Source organism: Kitasatospora terrestris, assembly GCF_039542905.1.
Lineage (GTDB): Bacteria > Actinomycetota > Actinomycetes > Streptomycetales > Streptomycetaceae > Kitasatospora > Kitasatospora terrestris.
The window spans coordinates 984,938-1,000,106 of record NZ_BAABIS010000001.1; the positions used below are offsets into that span (position 1 = coordinate 984,938).

Genomic DNA, 15,169 nt, shown 5'->3' on the forward strand with positions numbered 1-15,169 from the left:
ATGTTGGGTTGTGTCAAGGGGTCTCGCGCGAAGTCCCGGCCAAAACTGGGACATATGCCGCCGATCATGTTCGATCTTGTTGAATTCACCCGGCAGACAGGCCCGGCCTAGACTGTTGCTTCCTGATGATTTCCACGAGGAGAGGGTGAGACCGTGGCCGACCCCGGACTGTTGGGGCCGCAGCGCCGGGCGCTGATCCTCGACCTGGTGAAGCGCTCGGGCGCGGTTCGGGTGGCCGACCTGGTCGAGCAGCTCGGCGTCTCCGACATGACGATCCGCCGCGACCTGGACGCGCTCGCCCGGGCCGGCGAGGTGGAGAAGATCTACGGCGGCGCGGTGGCCAGCGGCGCCCGCGCGGAGGAGCCCGGCTTCGAGGCCAAGACCCACCTGGCGTCGGGCGCCAAGGCGGCGCTCGCCGACGCCGCGGCGGCCCTGGTGGAGCCGGGCAGCGTGGTCGCGGTCTCGGCCGGGACGACCGCGTACGCGGTGGCGAGCCGGCTGCTCCAGGTCCGCGGGCTGACCGTGGTCACCAACTCACTGCCGGTCGCCGACCTGCTGCGGGACAACGTCGCCGACGTCGCCGGCACCGGCCCGACCCTGCTGCTCACGGGCGGCACCCCCACGCCCTCGGCCGCCCTGGTCGGCCCGCTCGCCGACCAGGCGATCCGCTCCCTCTACGTGGACCTGCTGATCATCGGCGCGCACGGCGTCTCCGAACGGGCCGGGCTGACCACACCGAACCTCGCCGAGGCGCAGACCAACCGCGCGCTGATCGCCGCCGCCCGCCGGGTGGTGGCGGTGGCGGATCACAGCAAGTGGGGCGTGGTGGGGCTGAGCGCCTTCGCCGCGCTGACCGAGATCGACTGCTTCGTCACCGACGACGGGCTGGACGCACCGGCCCGCGCGGCGCTGGAGGAGTCCGTCGGCCGGCTGATCGTCGCCGGGAGCGCCGAGGACTCCGCAGGCTGAGCAGGCCGCTCCCGCGACCGGTCCGGCAGCTCGTACACCCGGCACCCCAGCTCCGCCAGCTGCCGGACCGTCCGCCGCGCCACCTCGTCGTCCAGCGAGAAGACGAACGGCCCGGGCACCACCACCGCCCGCAGGCTGCCCTGCTCGGCGGCGCGCAGCAGCTCCGACAGGGCGGGCAGCGCACCGCCCGAACGTCGGCCGTTGTCCAGGAAGACGGTGGCCTCGCCGAGCCCGGCCTCCAGCGCGTAGCACGCCAGCACGTCCCAGAAGTCGAGCAGGTAGGCCGCGTCGTACGGGTAGCACCGCAGGTAGATCGCGGTGGGCCGGGTCGCCACCGGCCGGATCCTGGTGTTCATGGCCTCTCGCCTCCTGCAACGTCCTTCGCTGCTTCCAGGGAAGGCCCGCGGGCGGCCCCTCGGCCACGGCCACCGGTGCCCATTCCCGAACCTCCCCGACGCGATCCTGGGTAGTCGCGACCCGCAACCTCCGTACTCCCGCACCGCGCATCGGCCCGAGCCCCGCAGTAGCGTGGGTCCACCGGCGGGGCGAGGCGCCGGTGGGCAGGGAGCGGACCATGGCGCAGGAGGCGACTGGGCGCGGGGGCCGGTCGGCCGGGCGCGCGGGCCGGGCGGCCGGTCCCCGCGGCTTCGCGTTCGTCGGCCGGGAGCGGGAGCTCGCCGCCGTGGTCGGGGCGCTGACCGCGCGGCCCGCGGTGGTCCTGGTGCAGGGCGAAGCGGGGGTCGGCAAGTCGCGGCTGGTCGCGGAGGCCTCGGCGGTGCTGCGCGGCCGGGGCGTCGGCTCGGTGCTGGGCGGCTGCCACCCGCTGCGCGAGCCGCTGCCCTTCGGCCCGGTGATCGACGCGCTGGAGACCGTCGGCCCGCTGCTGCGGCCGGACGCACGGATCGGCGCGGCGGCCGGCGCCCTGTCCCCGCTGCTGCCGGACCTCGCGGACCGGTTGCCCCCGCCGCCCGACGGGCCCGCCGACCCGGCCGGCCGGCTGCGCGCCGTCCTCGGCGCGACCCGGGCGCTGCTGACCGCCGCCGCGCCGGTGGTGCTCACCGTCGAGGACCTGCACTGGGCGGACGACGCCACCCGCGAACTGCTCCTGCTGCTGGCGGGAGGCCTGCCGGACGGCGTCGGCCTGGTGCTGACCTTCCGCGGCGAGGAGCAGGCCGGCCCGCTGCTCGGCAAGGCGTTCCGCCGCCCGGCCGGCACCACCCTGCTCGACCTGGCCCTCCAGCGGCTGGACCCGGCCGCGGTCTCCCGGCTGGCGGGCTCCGCGCTCGGCGTCCGCCCGACCGGGGAGCTGTCCCGGGTGCTGTACGAGCGCAGCGCCGGGCTGCCGCTGATCGCCGAGGAGGACCTGATCACCCTGGCCGCCGAGCCGGACGCCGCCGAACGGCCCGAACTGCTGGGCGTGCCGCGCAGCCTGCGCGAGGTGCTGGCCGCCCGGATCGAGCCGCTGTCCGGGCCGGCCCACGCGCTGGTCGAGGCCGCCGCGGTGGTCGCCGTCCCCGCGCGCGAGGAACTGCTGCTCCGGTCGGCCGACCTGACGGACGCTCAAGGATCGGACGCGCTGGTCGAGGCGCTGGCCCGCTCCGTCCTGGTCGAACACGCCCCGGACTCCTACGGGTTCTCGCACACCCTGGCCGGTCGCGCGGTGTACGACGGACTGCCCGGCCCGCGGCGCACCCGGCTGCACCGGCGGGTGCTGGCGTTGCTGGCCGCGCAGGACCCGCCGCCGCTGGTGCAACTCGCCCACCACACGCGGGCGCTGGGCGACACCGAGCGGTGGCTGGTGCACGCCCGGGCCGCGATCGACCAGGCCCTGGCGGTCGGCGACCAGGGCACCGCCGCGATGCTGCTGCGGCAGATCCTCGACCTGCCCGGCCTGTCCACCGGCGAACTCGGCGAGGCGGCCCGCTCGCTCGCCGAGGCGATCGGCTACACCGCCGAGGCGACCGACGCCACGATCGCCGCGCTGCGCCGGATCGTCGCCACCCCGGGCCTGGCGCCCGCCGTCCGGGGCGAGATCCGGGCCCGGATCGGCAACATCCTGCGCACCCGCGACGGCGGGTCCGCCGGCGTGGAGGACCTGGAGACCGCGGCGGGCGAGCTGGAGGCCGACAATCCGGCCCACGCCGCGAAGACCCTCGCCGTGATCGCCTCGATGGACACCGGCGACGCCACGGCGGCGGAGCGCAGCGCCTGGATGGACCGCGCCCTGGCGATCGTCGACCGGATCGACGACCCGGAGACCGCGGCGATCGTCCACACCAACCGGCTGGTCTCCCTGCCGGCCTGCGCCTCCCCCGGGGTCCCCGGGCTGATCGCCGCGCTGCCCCGGCGCAGCGACAACCCGAGGCTGCTGTTCACCACCGTGATCGGCCTGTCCAACGCCGCCGAGATCGCCCTCTGCGTGGGCCTGGACGGGCGGGTGGCCGCGTGGGCGGAGGAGGCCGTCGCGCTCGGCGAGCGGGCCGGGCTGCCCGGGTTGGTGGTGTACTCCAGCAGCTACCCCGTCCTGCTGGAGTGGACGTCGGGGAACTGGCAGCGGTGGGACACCGCACTCGCCGCCTACCGCACCCGCTTCCCCGACAGCCCGGTCACCGATACCGGCCTGCTCGGCGCCGCCCAGGGTGTGGTCGCCGCCGCCCGCGGCCACGCCGGGGAAGCAGCCGAACGCTTCCGCCGGGCCGTCGGCCAGGACGCCACCGGCGTCCTCACCCTTCCCTCCGCCGCGGGCCTTGCCCGGCTGAGCCTGGCCGCCGCCGACCCCGATGCGGCCTGGCAGGTCCTCGCCCCCGCCGTACGGCTGCTGCGCCGGCGGGAACTGTGGCCGTTCGCCTTCGACCTGCTGCCGACCGCCGTCGAGACCGCCCTGCTGCGCGGCGACCGGGCCGCCGCGAGCGCCCTGGTCACCGACCACGCGGCCGGGACGACCGGCCTGGAGTGCCCCGGCGCGGACGCGGAGCACCAGCTCGCCGAGGGGCTGCTGCTGGTCGAGGGCTCCCCCGTCGAGGCCGCCGCCGCCTTCGAGCGGGCCCGCGCCGGCTGGCTCGCGATCGGCCGCCCCTACCCGGCCGCGCTCGCCGCCGAGCGCGCCGCCGCCGCGGCCGGCACGGCCGATCCGGAGGCCGCGGCGGCCGCCCTCACGGAGGCGATCGCCGTCCTCGACGGGCTCGGCGCCGTCACCGACGCCTCCCGCTGCCGGCACCGGCTGCGCGGCCTCGACCGCTCCAAGCCCCGCGGCCCCCGCGACCCCGCGGGCCTGCTCTCCCCGCGCGAACGGCAGGTCGCCGACCTGCTCGCCCGGGGCGCCAGGAACAAGGACATCGCCGCTGCCCTGTTCCTCTCCGAGCGCACCGCCGAGCACCATGTCGCGGCCGTCCTGCGGAAGTTGGACACCACCCGCAAGGCCCTGCGCGACGCCGGCCGGTGACCGGCACGGTGCCGACGACCGCCACCCAGGCGGCCCCGACCGGCGAGCCGCGGGCGGCTCACCCGCACGGCGGCCGGTGCACGGCAGCCCGACTGCGTACCGGCGGACCCCGGACCGGATCGACTCCGCTGGGGCCGCTCGGCCAGGCGTGACATGCCGTCACCCCCCTCGCCCCGCCTCCTCACTCCAGCGGACCGCCCGGCGCGACAGCAATCGGTTTGTACTCGAACACTTGGCTGTGGTGCCGGCCCCGCTGCGTCCGCAGCGCTACCCCGCGGTAGGTCCCCCCTTGTGCCGGCCCGTCCCGAGGAGACCGATGTCCCGTCATCGCCCGTCCCGGCTGCTCGCCGCCTGCCTGCTGGCCCCGGCCGTCCTGGTGGCCGTCCCCGCCACCGCCCAGGCCCGCCCCGCGCACGACCATGCCTCCCCCAACGCCGCGCAGACCTTCACCGCCGAACAGGTCCAGGCCGAGGTCGACCCCGGCGAGGCCAAGGCGCTCGGCGCCGAGCACGCCGAGGCCCACGCCCGCGCCCGACTGGGCCTGCGCGCCGTCGGCGAGTACCCGCAGTCCACCCGGACCGCCCGCCTGAAGGAGCTGACCGACACCCAGGCGCGCATCAACGCGGGCTTCGACGCCTCGGCGTTCGGCGCGTTCAAGGAGTACTTCCCCTCCCCCGACTTCGCCGCGCACGTGGCGATGCTGCCCACCGGCAAGGTGCTGCTGTTCTCCTTCGAGCGGATCGAGACCAACCCGCAGAAGGAACCGGCGCCCACCGACACCATCGGCGCCGAGAACGCCGGCCGCGCCTTCGTCTGGGACCCGGCCAAGGGCACCGGGGCGGACGCCTTCAAGAAGGTCACCCCGCCCACCGTGGTGATGCCGGACGGCCTCAACATCGCCCGCCCGGCCCCGTTCTTCTGCGCCGGACACTCCTTCCTGCCCAACGGCATGCTCGGCGTCTTCGGCGGCAACCTCGGCGGCAACGGCGGTAGCGGCGCCAAGCTCTCCCTGGTCTTCGACCCGTGGACGGAGACCTGGGCGCAGAACCAGGACATGGCCACCGGCCGCTGGTACCCCTCCGTGGTGACCGGCGCCGACGGGCGGCAGCTCATCATGTCCGGCCAGTCCGAACTCGGCTGGGGCACCCCCACCCCGATCGTCGAACGCTTCCCCGCGCTCAGCCGCCCCGTCCCGTACGCCAAGACCGACGTGCCGCGCAACCAGCCGGTCGAACGCTTCAAGGCGGACGCGCCGTTCACCCGCGACTACCCCCACCTCTTCTCGCTGCGCGACGGCCAGGTGTACGCCTTCGGCCGGCAGGCCGCCGAGCAGTGGGTGTTCGACCCCGTCGCCGAGACCCGCTCCGACCTCCCCGCCCGCCCCGACGGCACCATGCGCAACTACGGCTCCGCCGTCCCGCTGCCCGGCGGCTGGGAGGGCCCGAACTCCGCGCTGATCCTCGGCGGCGACCACGACGACCCGGGCACCTACCGCTTCAGCGACGGCAAGTGGACCGCCGACCGGGCCCGCGCCTTCGGCCGCACCCAGGACGACACCCTGATCCTGCCTGACGGCACCCTGTTCACCGTCAACGGCGCGTACGACATCCGCGACTACGGCAACGGTGCCTACAACCCCAACGCCGATCTGAAGTACCGCCAGGTCGAACTGCGCGACGCCGAGGGCAAGTGGCAGCTCGGCCCCGTCCAGCGGCTGCCGCGCGGCTACCACTCCAACGCCGTCGTGATGCCGGACGGCCGGATCATGGTCACCGGCGACGAACTGCAGCAGCTCGCCAACAACCCCGACATCACCAGCGACCGGAACGGCACCATCGAGATCTACGAGCCCGCCTACCTGCACAAGGGCCCGCGCCCCGCGCTCGACCAGGTCCCGCAGCAGGCGCTCGGGTACGACTCCCGGTTCACCGTCACCACCTCCACCCCCGACCAGGTGCAGCGCGCCGTCCTGCTGTCGCCCACCACCGCCACCCACGCCGTCAACACCAGCCAGCGCCACCTGGAGCTGCGGATCAAGGCGCGCGCGGGCAACACCCTCACCCTCCAGGCGCCGCCCAGCGCGGCCGCCGCCGTCCCCGGCTGGTACATGCTCTTCCTGCTCGACGCCAACGGCGTACCGAGCACCGCGCAATGGGTCCAGCTCGCCCCCGACGCCCTCCGCAGCGCCACCGCCCTCAAGTAGGCCCGACTCCCCCTCCGCCGCCGCGCCCTCGCCGACGCGGCGGCGAACTCCCCGATTCCGGAAGCGAGTTGCCCGGCCCGTGGACCTCCCCGCCTGCCCGTACGCCCTCACCCGCCGCACCCTGCTCGCCGCGGCCGCCGCCACCGCGGGCCTCGCCCTCGCACCGGCCACCGCCGCCCTCGCCGCGCCCTCCGACTCCGCCCCCGCCCCGCTGCGTGAAAGCCGGGAGATCCAGGGCGACGTCCTCGCCGGCTTCCGCCGCAGCCGCGCCGAACTGCTGCTGCTCACCTTCGGACCGGCCGACACCGCCCGCCGGTGGCTGGCCGCACTCGTCCCCCGGCTCGCCACCACCGCCGACGTCACCGCCGTCAACGACCGCGTCGCCGCCCACGCCCGCCAGGGGCAACCCGACCCCGGCGCGATGAGCGTCCTGTGGACCGGCCTCGCCCTCACCCACGACGGCCTCGCCCACCTCGCCGGCCGCGACCCGTTGCCCGTCGCCACCGCCGACGCCTTCCGCCAGGGCCCGGCCGCCCGCGCCGCCCTCCTCGGCGACACCGGCGCCAGCGCGCCCGGCAGTTGGCTGTTCGGCGGCCCCGGGCAGCCGACCGTCCACGCCGTCCTCACCGTCGCCGCCGACCACCCCGGCAAGCTCGCCGCCGCCGTCACCGCCGCCCTGACCGACGCCGGACAGCACGGCCTGCGCCTCGTCCACCGGCAGCCCGCCGCCGCCCTGCCCGGCGAACGCGAACACTTCGGCTTCCGCGACTGCATCAGCCAGCCCGGCGTCCACGGCTACGACCCCGCCGACCCCGCCCGTCCCGACCAGGTCGCCGGCGACCCCGGCACCCGGCTCGTCCCGGCCGGCGAGTTCCTCGTAGGCCGCCCCCGCGCCCACGGCCTGCCCAGCGGGCTGCCCGCCTGGGCCCGGGACGGCAGCTTCCTGGTGATCCGCCGCCTCGCCCAGGACGTCCCCGGCTGGTGGGCCCAGATCCGCAGCCGGCTCACCACCCTCCAGGCCGCCGGCACCGCACCCGCCGACGCCCCACCCGAATGGCTCGGCGCCCGCCTCGTCGGCCGCTGGCCCTCCGGCGCCTCCCTCGCCGCCCACCCGCACGCCGACCCCGGCACCGGCCGCACCCCCGACAACGACATCGGCTACGCCGCCGACCCCGACGGCTGGACCACCCCGCTCTTCGCCCACATCCGCAAGAGCAACCCTCGCGACGGCCTCGTCCTCGCGCCCGGCTCCCGCCCGCTCCCCGAGGCACAACTGGACGGCCACCGGATCATCCGCCGCGGCATGCCGTACGGCGCGCCCTTCCTCCCCGGCCACGACTCCGGCCCCAACGGCCCCACCGCCGCCCGCGGCATGGTCTTCCTCAGCCACCAGGCCGACCTGGTAGCCCAGTTCGAGTTCATCCAACGCGCCTGGATCGACGCCCCCGACTTCCCACCCGCCCGCACCCCCAGGCCCGGCACCGACCCCGTCCTCGGCCCCGACAGCCCCCTCGCCTTCGAAACCCCTGCCCCGAGCGGCACCGGCAGCCGGGTCACCCCCCTCCACTTCACCCGCTTCGTCCGCACCGAAGGCACCCTCTACGCCTTCACCCCCGCCCTCCCCGTCCTCACCGCCCTCGCCGCAGGCCACCTCGACACCACCTCGCTGCCCCGCTGACCGCCTGCAGGTTCCCCGCCGGGAACGGGCGCGGGGCCCCGACCCATTGGGTCGGGGCCCCGCGCCCGTCGGCCGTTGCCGCGTCAGCCGGTCAGAAGATCCCGCCGCCGTAGTACCCGCCGACCTGCGCGCGGTACTCCGGGTCGTCGAGGTGCCTGTCGCGGTAGAACTCCGGGGAGTTCTTGATCTCCTCCTTGGTCCGGTTCACCCAGACCGTCTTGCCCTCGACGTCCACCCGCTGGATCGTCCCCGCCGGAAGCAGAACCTCCCGGCCGAAGATCCACGGACCGGTGTCCACCACGATGTGCGAGGAGTCGACCTCGTCGGTGTGCTTGTCGACCTTGCCGATGTGGCCGTCCTCCGCCTCCACGCGGAACCCCGTCAGGTCGCTCCCCGCGCTGTAGCCCTCGGCGTTCCCGTATCCCCACAGACCGGTGCTCACAACTACCTCCTCTTTCCTGCGACTTCGGTGTGCATTCGACGCGTACCGGTGCCCGGCGGCCGCCGCCGCCCGCACATCAGCCGCGGAACGCGTCCTTGACCTTCTCGACGGCCTGCTTCAGATCGCCGGCCTTCCGGTCCGTCCTGCCCCGCGCGGTCATCCGCTCGTTGCCGAGCGCCTTGCCGAGGGTCTCCTCGACCCTGCCTCTGGCTCTCCGGATCGCATGGGATGCCTTGTCACCCGTGCTCACGGCGTCTCCTCTCGACGCGACGTCCTGTACGGCTGCCCACTCTGGTGCCCCCGTCTCCCGGGACCATGCACACCCGTTTCGGACTGATTGCCCGAAAGCTGCCGGAACGGACCCGCGACCGGACCGGGCCGCCGCCGCTCTCCCGGTCCCCGCCCGTTCTCCGGATCTCAGCCCGTTCCCGGGTGTCGAGACCGGTCCACCGGGACAGTCCTCGGTATACCTGGGCGTCAGAGGCCGCGCACACCCAGAGGGAGAACCGTCATGACGCTCCAGCGGATGGACAACGTCGGCATCATCGTCGAGGACCTGGACGCCGCCGTCGCCTTCTTCACCGAACTCGGCCTGATCGTCGAAGGCAGGGCCCAGATCGAGGGCCACTTCGCCGACCAGGCCGTCGGGCTCGACGGAGTCCGCAGCGACATCGCGATGATGCGCACCCCCGACGGCCACAGCAAGCTGGAGCTCGCCCAGTACCACCACCCCGCGCCGATCGGCGCCGGAGCCGACAGCCCGCCGCCGAACACGGTCGGCCTGCACCGCGTCATGTTCGCCGTCGACGACATCGACGACACCATCGCCCGCCTGCGCCCCCACGGCGCCGAACTCCTCGGCGAGGTGGCGCAGTACAAGGACACCTACCGCCTCTGCTACCTCCGCGGCCCCTCGGGCATCCTCCTCGCCCTCGCCGAACAGATCGGCTGACGGGCCTGCTCCTCCCGCCGTCTCCGCTCCGCCTGAACAGGCATCAACGCCTTCCCTTCAGACCACCCCCCGCGCGGGCCGGCGTCCGGAAGACGGCGACGGCGGCCCGATCGTCGAGGGCGGAGAAGTAGTCGCACGGTGGCATGCCGGTGATTCTGGCACTCGCGGCCGACGGCTCTGCTTCTCCAACCGTGGCGTCTGCCCGGGCCGGCGGAGAGCCCGGTACGGCGTGGCTTCAGCCAAAGGTCCTCGTGTCGGCCGACGGCACCGGGACGGGCCCGACATCGGAGACCGTCCAGACCTCACCGCAGCGGGGACCCGTCGTCACCAGCAGCCAGGACATCGGCCCGTCCTCGCCGCCGCGGAGGATCAATCCGCGGGTGAAGACGGCGTCGATGCGTGGCGCGAACGCTCGACTGCACCGCCGCCGTCAGGGAAGGATGGGCGCATGAGTTCCGACCTGGTCGCGTTCCTCCGCGCCCGACTCGACGAGGACGCGCGCATCGCGCGTGCGGCCACCGCCGCCCCGGCGACCGGTGGCGACCACGTCGCGCGCTGGGCGCCGGCGCGGGTGCTGGCGGAGACGGCGGTGAAGCGGCAGCTGGTAGCGGTCTCCAACGCCGATTGCTCGCCGGGCTGCGCCGTCGAGCATTCCTTCGGCAGGTCGTGCGGCCTTCACTGGATGGGCCCGCTGCACGAGGAGGCGGACGGACGGTGGCTGTACGACGACAGCGGCGCCCGCCACGCTCCGCCGCCGGTGACGACGGAGTGGACGCTGCGGCTGCTCGCCCTCCCGTACACCGGTCACCCGGAGTACCGGCCCGCGTGGGCGCCCGGCGCCTGACCCCGTGCCGTCCGGCGCACACCGGCAGCTCGGCGCCGTCGATCCGGACGATTCGGACGGGCCGGTGCGGGCAGACGCCCGGGGTGGCGACTGAACACCAGGAGACAGAGCGGTCGTACGACGGCGCCCTGCGCACGCCGCTGGCCGCGGACGGCCTGCCGGGAGCGGCGTCGGTACGCCGGGAGCCGGTGGTACGGCTCGACGCCGTGTACTTCGACACCCCCGATCTGCGTCTGCTGCGCCGCGGTGTCACGCTGCGCCGGCGCACCGGGGGGCATGACGCGGGCTGGCATCTGAAGACGCCCGCGCCGGACGGGAGCCGGACCGAGACCCGGCTGCCCGCGGACGCCGGGGAGCGGGACGGGCCGCCGGAGGAACTCCTCGCCCGTGCCGCGATCCACGCCCGCGGCGGCCGGCTCGACGCGGTGGCCCACCTGCGGACGCGGCGGGAGCCGACGCTGCTGCTGGACGAGGACGGGCGTACCCTCGCCGAAATCGTCCGGGACACGGTGTCCGCCGAACAGCTCGGCGGCACCGGCAGCACCGGCGACCCGGCGACCCGCCCTGTGGACTGGACCGAGACCGAGGTGGAGCTCGGGGAGGCGGGGCCGGAGCTGCTCGACGCCGTGGAGGAGCGGCTGCTCGCGGACGGGCTGCGGCCGTCCGACTCCCCGACCAAGCTCGGCAGGGCCCTGAAGGCGCGCCTCGACGCGATCCCGGGCGGCGCCGGGTCCGCACCCCCGCCCGGCCCGGACACCTGCGACTCGGTCGGCGACTACCTCACGGCCTACCTGCGTTCCCACATCGCCGCGCTGGAGTCGCTGGACGCGGCGGTCCGGCTCGACGAGCCCGACTCCGTGCACCGGATGCGGGTGCACATCCGCCGCCTGCGCAGCGTGCTGGCCGCGCACCGCCGTTTCCTCCGCCGGGACGCGGTGGAGGACGTCGACAAGGAGCTGCGCCGGCTGGGCCGCATCCTCGGGCGGGCCCGGGACGCCGAGGTCATGGGCGAGCAGCTCGCCACCGCCGCGTCCGACCTGCCGGGCGACCTCCGGCCGCGGGCGACCCGGCGACTGCTGGAGACCGTCTTCCGGGACCGGTACGCGAGCGCGTGGCGCGCGGCCGTCGAGGCGATGGAGCGGCCCCGCTACTTCGCGCTCGTCGACGCGCTGGAGGACCTCGCCGCCGATCCGCCGCTGCGCGGCCGGGCGCGCCGGGGCCGCAAGCAGGCCCGGAAGGTGATGGAGAAGCAGCGGAAGCGGGTCGTGAAGCGTCTGCGCCCCGCCCTGGCCCAGCCCGCCGGGCACGACCGCGACGTCGCCCTGCACCGCGCCCGCAAGGCGGCCAAGCGGGCCCGCTACGCCGCGGAGAGCAGCGAGCCACTGCTGAAGAAACGCGCCCGCCGGCAGGCGAAGCACGCCAAGCGCATCCACAAGGCACTCGGCGACCATCAGGACGCCGCGGTCGGCGAGACGACCCTGCACGAGGTCGCGGCCCAGGCCCCGCCCGACATCGCCTTCGCGCTGGGTGTCCTGCGGTCCCGCCAACGCGCGGGCGAGGAGAGCCAGTTGTCGGAGGCCGCCAAGGCCGGCCGCAAGCTCGGGCTGTGACGACGCCGCCGGTCTGACGTATCGTCAGCTCTCGGGGAGCTCCACGATCACCAGCGTGCCGCGGCTGCCCGGAGCGACCGCGTGCGCCGTCCCCGCCGCGACCAGGTACAGCTCTCCGGCCCGGACCGACACCGGAGTGCCGTCCACCACCAGCTCCATGCGGCCGTCGAGCACGAGGAGCGCCTCGTCGGCGCCGTGGCTCTCCTCCGCCACCGGCGTCCCGTCCATCCGCAGGACCTTCACCGCCGCCGTTCCCACCCGGCCCAGCAGGAGCGAGCTCCACGCCTGCGGAAGTCCGGCCGCCGTCCCGGTCAGGTCGATCACGCTCATGGGCACACGCCTCCTCCCGGACCCGCTCGGTCAAGCCGAACGGGCCCGCTCATCACGTTCCTCGGATGTCTTGGAAGCTACCCGACCGCGAGCGCCGATTGGTCGACCGTTTGGCAAAGACTGCCGGAGACTGGCCGGCCGCTCCCCGGGCAGACGCGGGCCATGGTGCAGATCGGATACACGATGATGACCGAGCAGCGCGGGCCCCGTGACCTGGTCGCGGACGTGGTCGGGGCCGAACGGGCGGGCTTCGACTTCTCGGTGGTCTCGGACCACTACTTCCCGTGGCTGGAGGAGCAGGGCCACGCGCCGTACGCCTGGGCGGTGCTCGGCGCGGCCGCGCAGGCCACCTCGAGGATCCCGCTGATGACGTACGTGACCTGCCCGACGTTCCGCTACCACCCGGTGGTGGTCGCGCAGAAGGCGGCCACGGTGCAGTTGCTGTCCGAGGGCCGGTTCCGGCTCGGCCTGGGCAGCGGGGAGAACCTCAACGAGCACGTGGTCGGGCAGGGTTGGCCGGCCGTCTCGGTGCGCCAGGAGATGCTCGCCGAGGCGGTACGGATCATCCGGGAGCTGTTCGAGGGCGGGTACGTCACCCGGCACGGCACGTACTTCGACGTCGAGGGCGCCCGGCTCTGGGACCTGCCGGACCGGCCGCCGCCGATCGGCGTGGCCGTGTCGGGCCCGGACTCCTGCGAACTGGCCGGGCAGCTGGCCGACCTGGTGATCGCGGTCGAGCCGGACCCGGAACTGGTCGCAGGTTTCGCGCGGCACGGCGGCGCGGGGAAGCCGGCCGTGGGCCAGCTGCCGGTGTGCTGGGACACCGACCGGGACGCCGCCGTCCGCCGGGCGCACGAGCAGTTCCGCTGGTTTGGCGGCGGCTGGAAGGTCAACGCCGACCTGCCCGGAACGGCCGGGTTCGCGGCCGCCAGCCGCTTCGTCCGGCCGGAGGACGTCGCCGACGCGATCCCCTGCGGCGACCGGGTCGAGGACTTCGTCGACGCCGTCCGGCCGTTCGTGGAGGCCGGGTTCGACGAGGTCGCGCTCATCCAGGTCGGCGGCGACAGCCAACCCGCGTTCATCGACTGGGCCGAGAGCACCCTGCTGCCGGCGCTGCGCACGGAGTTCTGGCCCTGATCCTCCCGCCCCGCCCGGTCCCGACCGGTCCCGCCCCGACCGGTCCCGCCCCGCCCGGTCCCGTCACCGGAGGAGCGGAGCCCGGGTGACCGGAGCCCGGGTGACCCCTGGAACGGGGGCCCGGGCGTCAGCGGTCGGTGCGCGGGGCCGGGGCTCAGTCGGTCCAGCGGACGACGAGGACGGCGGCCAGCGCCACCGCGACGGCGACGACGCGGAAGCCGGAGTCCATCGCGGCGCCGAGTGCCGCGGCGGACGCGCCGGTGCCTGCGGCGTTGGCGCCGAGTGCGGTGCCCATGGCCGCGACGCCGACGGCGCTGCCGACCTCGCGGGCGGCGCCGTTGAGGCCGGAGCCCATCCCGGCCCGGTCGGCGGGCACGGCGGTCATGATGCCGCCGGAGAGCGAGGGCAGGGCCAGGCCCATCCCGGCCAGGGCCAACGCCGGGCAGAGGACGTACAGGGCGTACGGGGTGCCCACGCCGACGAAGGAGAAGGCGCCGAGGCCGACGACCATCCCGGCGAAGCCGAGGGCCACCACCCGCTTGGTGCCCCAGCGCTTCACCAGCCCGGTGGAGGACCGCGAGGCGAGCGTCATCGCGACGGCGATCGGCGCGATGGCGAAGCCCGCCAGCGCGAGGGAGTAGCCGTGGGCGAGCGTCAGGTACTGGGCGTTGACGTAGAACATGGCGAACGCCCCGGCGAACGCCACCGTGACGCCGATGGTGCCGGCCCGCACGGGGCGCAGCGCGAACACCCGCGGGTCGAGCAGCGGCTGGCCGCGGCGCAGCGCGACGCGGACGTACACCAGGGCGATCAGGACGGCGGCGGCGAAGGAGCCGAGCACCCAGGCGGAGGTCCAGCCGCGCTCGCGGCCCTCGATCAGCCCGTGGATCAGCGCGACGATCGCGGCGGCGAGGAGCACCGAGCCGGGGACGTCCAGCGGCACGGCGCGCCGGGGTGTCCGGGGCGCCCGCAGGGTGCAGGCCCCGAGGAGCAGCGCGCCAGCGGTGCCGAACACCAGGAACAGCCCCTGCCAGGGCAGGAACTGGAGCACGGCACCGCCGACCACGTTGCCGAGGATGCCGCCGACGGCGAGCGAGGCGGTCCAGGTCGCCACGGCGGCCGGACGGCCGGCCTGCGGGACGACCAGCATCAGCAGCCCCAGGGTGACGGGCAGGGCGAGGGCCGCGCCGGCGCCGGCGACCAGCCGCCCGGCGATCAGCAGCGGTACGTTCCCGGCGGCGGCCGCGAGCAGGCCGCCGCCCGCGAACAGGCCGAGTCCTGCCAGCAGGACGCCCTTGCGGCCGAGCCGGTCGGCCAGCGCGCCGCCGGGGATCAGCAGGCAGGCGAAGGCGATCAGGTAGGCGTCCACGATCCACACCAGGGCGGTCGGGCTCGGGTGCAGGTCGCTCCGCGCGATCGACGGCACCGCGAGGTTCATCGCGGCGGCCATCGCCTGCAGGGTCCCCGCGCACAGGGACATCAGGATCACGGTCGCCCTGGCGTTCGGCCGGTCCGCCGCCACCTGCTCGGCGGCCGGTAGTTGCTTGGTCTCCACGTCGTCC

General features: G+C 75.2%; 12 protein-coding genes. 8 read left to right on the top strand and 4 right to left on the bottom strand.

Going from position 1 to position 15,169, the window contains the following annotated elements; genetic code table 11:
- Nucleotides 1–153: 153 nt before the first annotated feature.
- From ABEB06_RS04800 to ABEB06_RS04815, 4 genes are all read left to right on the top strand, one after another.
- Complete coding sequence (locus ABEB06_RS04800) at nucleotides 154–969, top strand: DeoR/GlpR family DNA-binding transcription regulator (protein ID WP_345695520.1); 816 nt, start codon at nucleotides 154–156, stop codon at nucleotides 967–969.
- 574 nt (nucleotides 970–1,543) lie between these two features.
- Entirely contained in the window at nucleotides 1,544–4,411 is a 2,868-nt protein-coding gene (locus ABEB06_RS04805) for an ATP-binding protein (protein WP_345695521.1), read from the top strand.
- 316 nt (nucleotides 4,412–4,727) lie between these two features.
- On the top strand, nucleotides 4,728–6,614 hold the full coding sequence (locus ABEB06_RS04810; RefSeq protein WP_345695522.1) for a galactose oxidase early set domain-containing protein: 1,887 nt from the start codon (nucleotides 4,728–4,730) through the stop codon (nucleotides 6,612–6,614).
- Between the two features lie 79 nt (nucleotides 6,615–6,693).
- Nucleotides 6,694–8,292 (top strand): Dyp-type peroxidase, encoded by a 1,599-nt coding sequence (locus ABEB06_RS04815; protein ID WP_345695523.1) that lies wholly within the window; start codon nucleotides 6,694–6,696, stop codon nucleotides 8,290–8,292.
- Nucleotides 8,293–8,383: 91 nt separating this feature from the next.
- Here the strand turns inward: ABEB06_RS04815 and ABEB06_RS04820 are convergent, their stop codons facing one another.
- Together ABEB06_RS04820 and ABEB06_RS04825 are read right to left on the bottom strand one after the other, a co-directional pair.
- Nucleotides 8,384–8,734, bottom strand: coding sequence for a PRC-barrel domain-containing protein (locus ABEB06_RS04820; protein WP_345695524.1), 351 nt, complete (start codon nucleotides 8,732–8,734; stop codon nucleotides 8,384–8,386).
- A gap of 76 nt (nucleotides 8,735–8,810) precedes the next feature.
- Nucleotides 8,811–8,984 (bottom strand): CsbD family protein, encoded by a 174-nt coding sequence (locus ABEB06_RS04825; protein ID WP_345695525.1) that lies wholly within the window; start codon nucleotides 8,982–8,984, stop codon nucleotides 8,811–8,813.
- A 261-nt stretch (nucleotides 8,985–9,245) separates the two neighbouring features.
- Between ABEB06_RS04825 and ABEB06_RS04830 the strand changes: the two genes are divergently transcribed.
- The 3 genes from ABEB06_RS04830 (at nucleotide 9,246) to ABEB06_RS04840 (ending at nucleotide 12,140) form a co-directional block, all read left to right on the top strand.
- Complete coding sequence (locus tag ABEB06_RS04830; protein WP_345695526.1) at nucleotides 9,246–9,686, top strand: VOC family protein; 441 nt, start codon at nucleotides 9,246–9,248, stop codon at nucleotides 9,684–9,686.
- A gap of 448 nt (nucleotides 9,687–10,134) precedes the next feature.
- A complete protein-coding gene (locus ABEB06_RS04835) occupies nucleotides 10,135–10,530 on the top strand; it encodes a DUF6221 family protein (RefSeq protein WP_345695527.1) in 396 nt (131 codons plus the stop codon).
- A gap of 83 nt (nucleotides 10,531–10,613) precedes the next feature.
- Nucleotides 10,614–12,140: a CYTH and CHAD domain-containing protein gene (locus ABEB06_RS04840; protein ID WP_345695528.1), complete on the top strand. Its 1,527-nt coding sequence runs from the start codon at nucleotides 10,614–10,616 to the stop codon at nucleotides 12,138–12,140.
- Between the two features lie 24 nt (nucleotides 12,141–12,164).
- Here the strand turns inward: ABEB06_RS04840 and ABEB06_RS04845 are convergent, their stop codons facing one another.
- Complete coding sequence (locus ABEB06_RS04845; RefSeq protein ID WP_345695529.1) at nucleotides 12,165–12,470, bottom strand: cupin domain-containing protein; 306 nt, start codon at nucleotides 12,468–12,470, stop codon at nucleotides 12,165–12,167.
- Between the two features lie 162 nt (nucleotides 12,471–12,632).
- Between ABEB06_RS04845 and ABEB06_RS04850 the strand changes: the two genes are divergently transcribed.
- The gene (locus ABEB06_RS04850) at nucleotides 12,633–13,607 is read left to right on the top strand and encodes an LLM class F420-dependent oxidoreductase (RefSeq protein WP_345695530.1); all 975 of its coding nucleotides are present in this window, start codon (nucleotides 12,633–12,635) and stop codon (nucleotides 13,605–13,607) included.
- A gap of 154 nt (nucleotides 13,608–13,761) precedes the next feature.
- Here ABEB06_RS04850 and ABEB06_RS04855 read toward each other — a convergent pair whose 3' ends face one another.
- Nucleotides 13,762–15,162, bottom strand: a complete 1,401-nt coding sequence (locus ABEB06_RS04855; protein WP_345695531.1) for an MFS transporter — start codon at nucleotides 15,160–15,162, stop codon at nucleotides 13,762–13,764.
- Between the last annotated feature and the right edge of the window lie 7 nt (nucleotides 15,163–15,169).

Coding starts and splice junctions, on each gene's coding strand:
- ABEB06_RS04805 (WP_345695521.1), top strand. CDS start 1,544: ATGGCGCAGGAGGCGACTGGGCGCGGGGGCCGGTCGGCCGGGCGCGCG.
- ABEB06_RS04810 (WP_345695522.1), top strand. CDS start 4,728: ATGTCCCGTCATCGCCCGTCCCGGCTGCTCGCCGCCTGCCTGCTGGCC.
- ABEB06_RS04830 (WP_345695526.1), top strand. CDS start 9,246: ATGACGCTCCAGCGGATGGACAACGTCGGCATCATCGTCGAGGACCTG.
- ABEB06_RS04835 (WP_345695527.1), top strand. CDS start 10,135: ATGAGTTCCGACCTGGTCGCGTTCCTCCGCGCCCGACTCGACGAGGAC.
- ABEB06_RS04845 (WP_345695529.1), bottom strand. CDS start 12,470: ATGAGCGTGATCGACCTGACCGGGACGGCGGCCGGACTTCCGCAGGCG.
- ABEB06_RS04850 (WP_345695530.1), top strand. CDS start 12,633: ATGGTGCAGATCGGATACACGATGATGACCGAGCAGCGCGGGCCCCGT.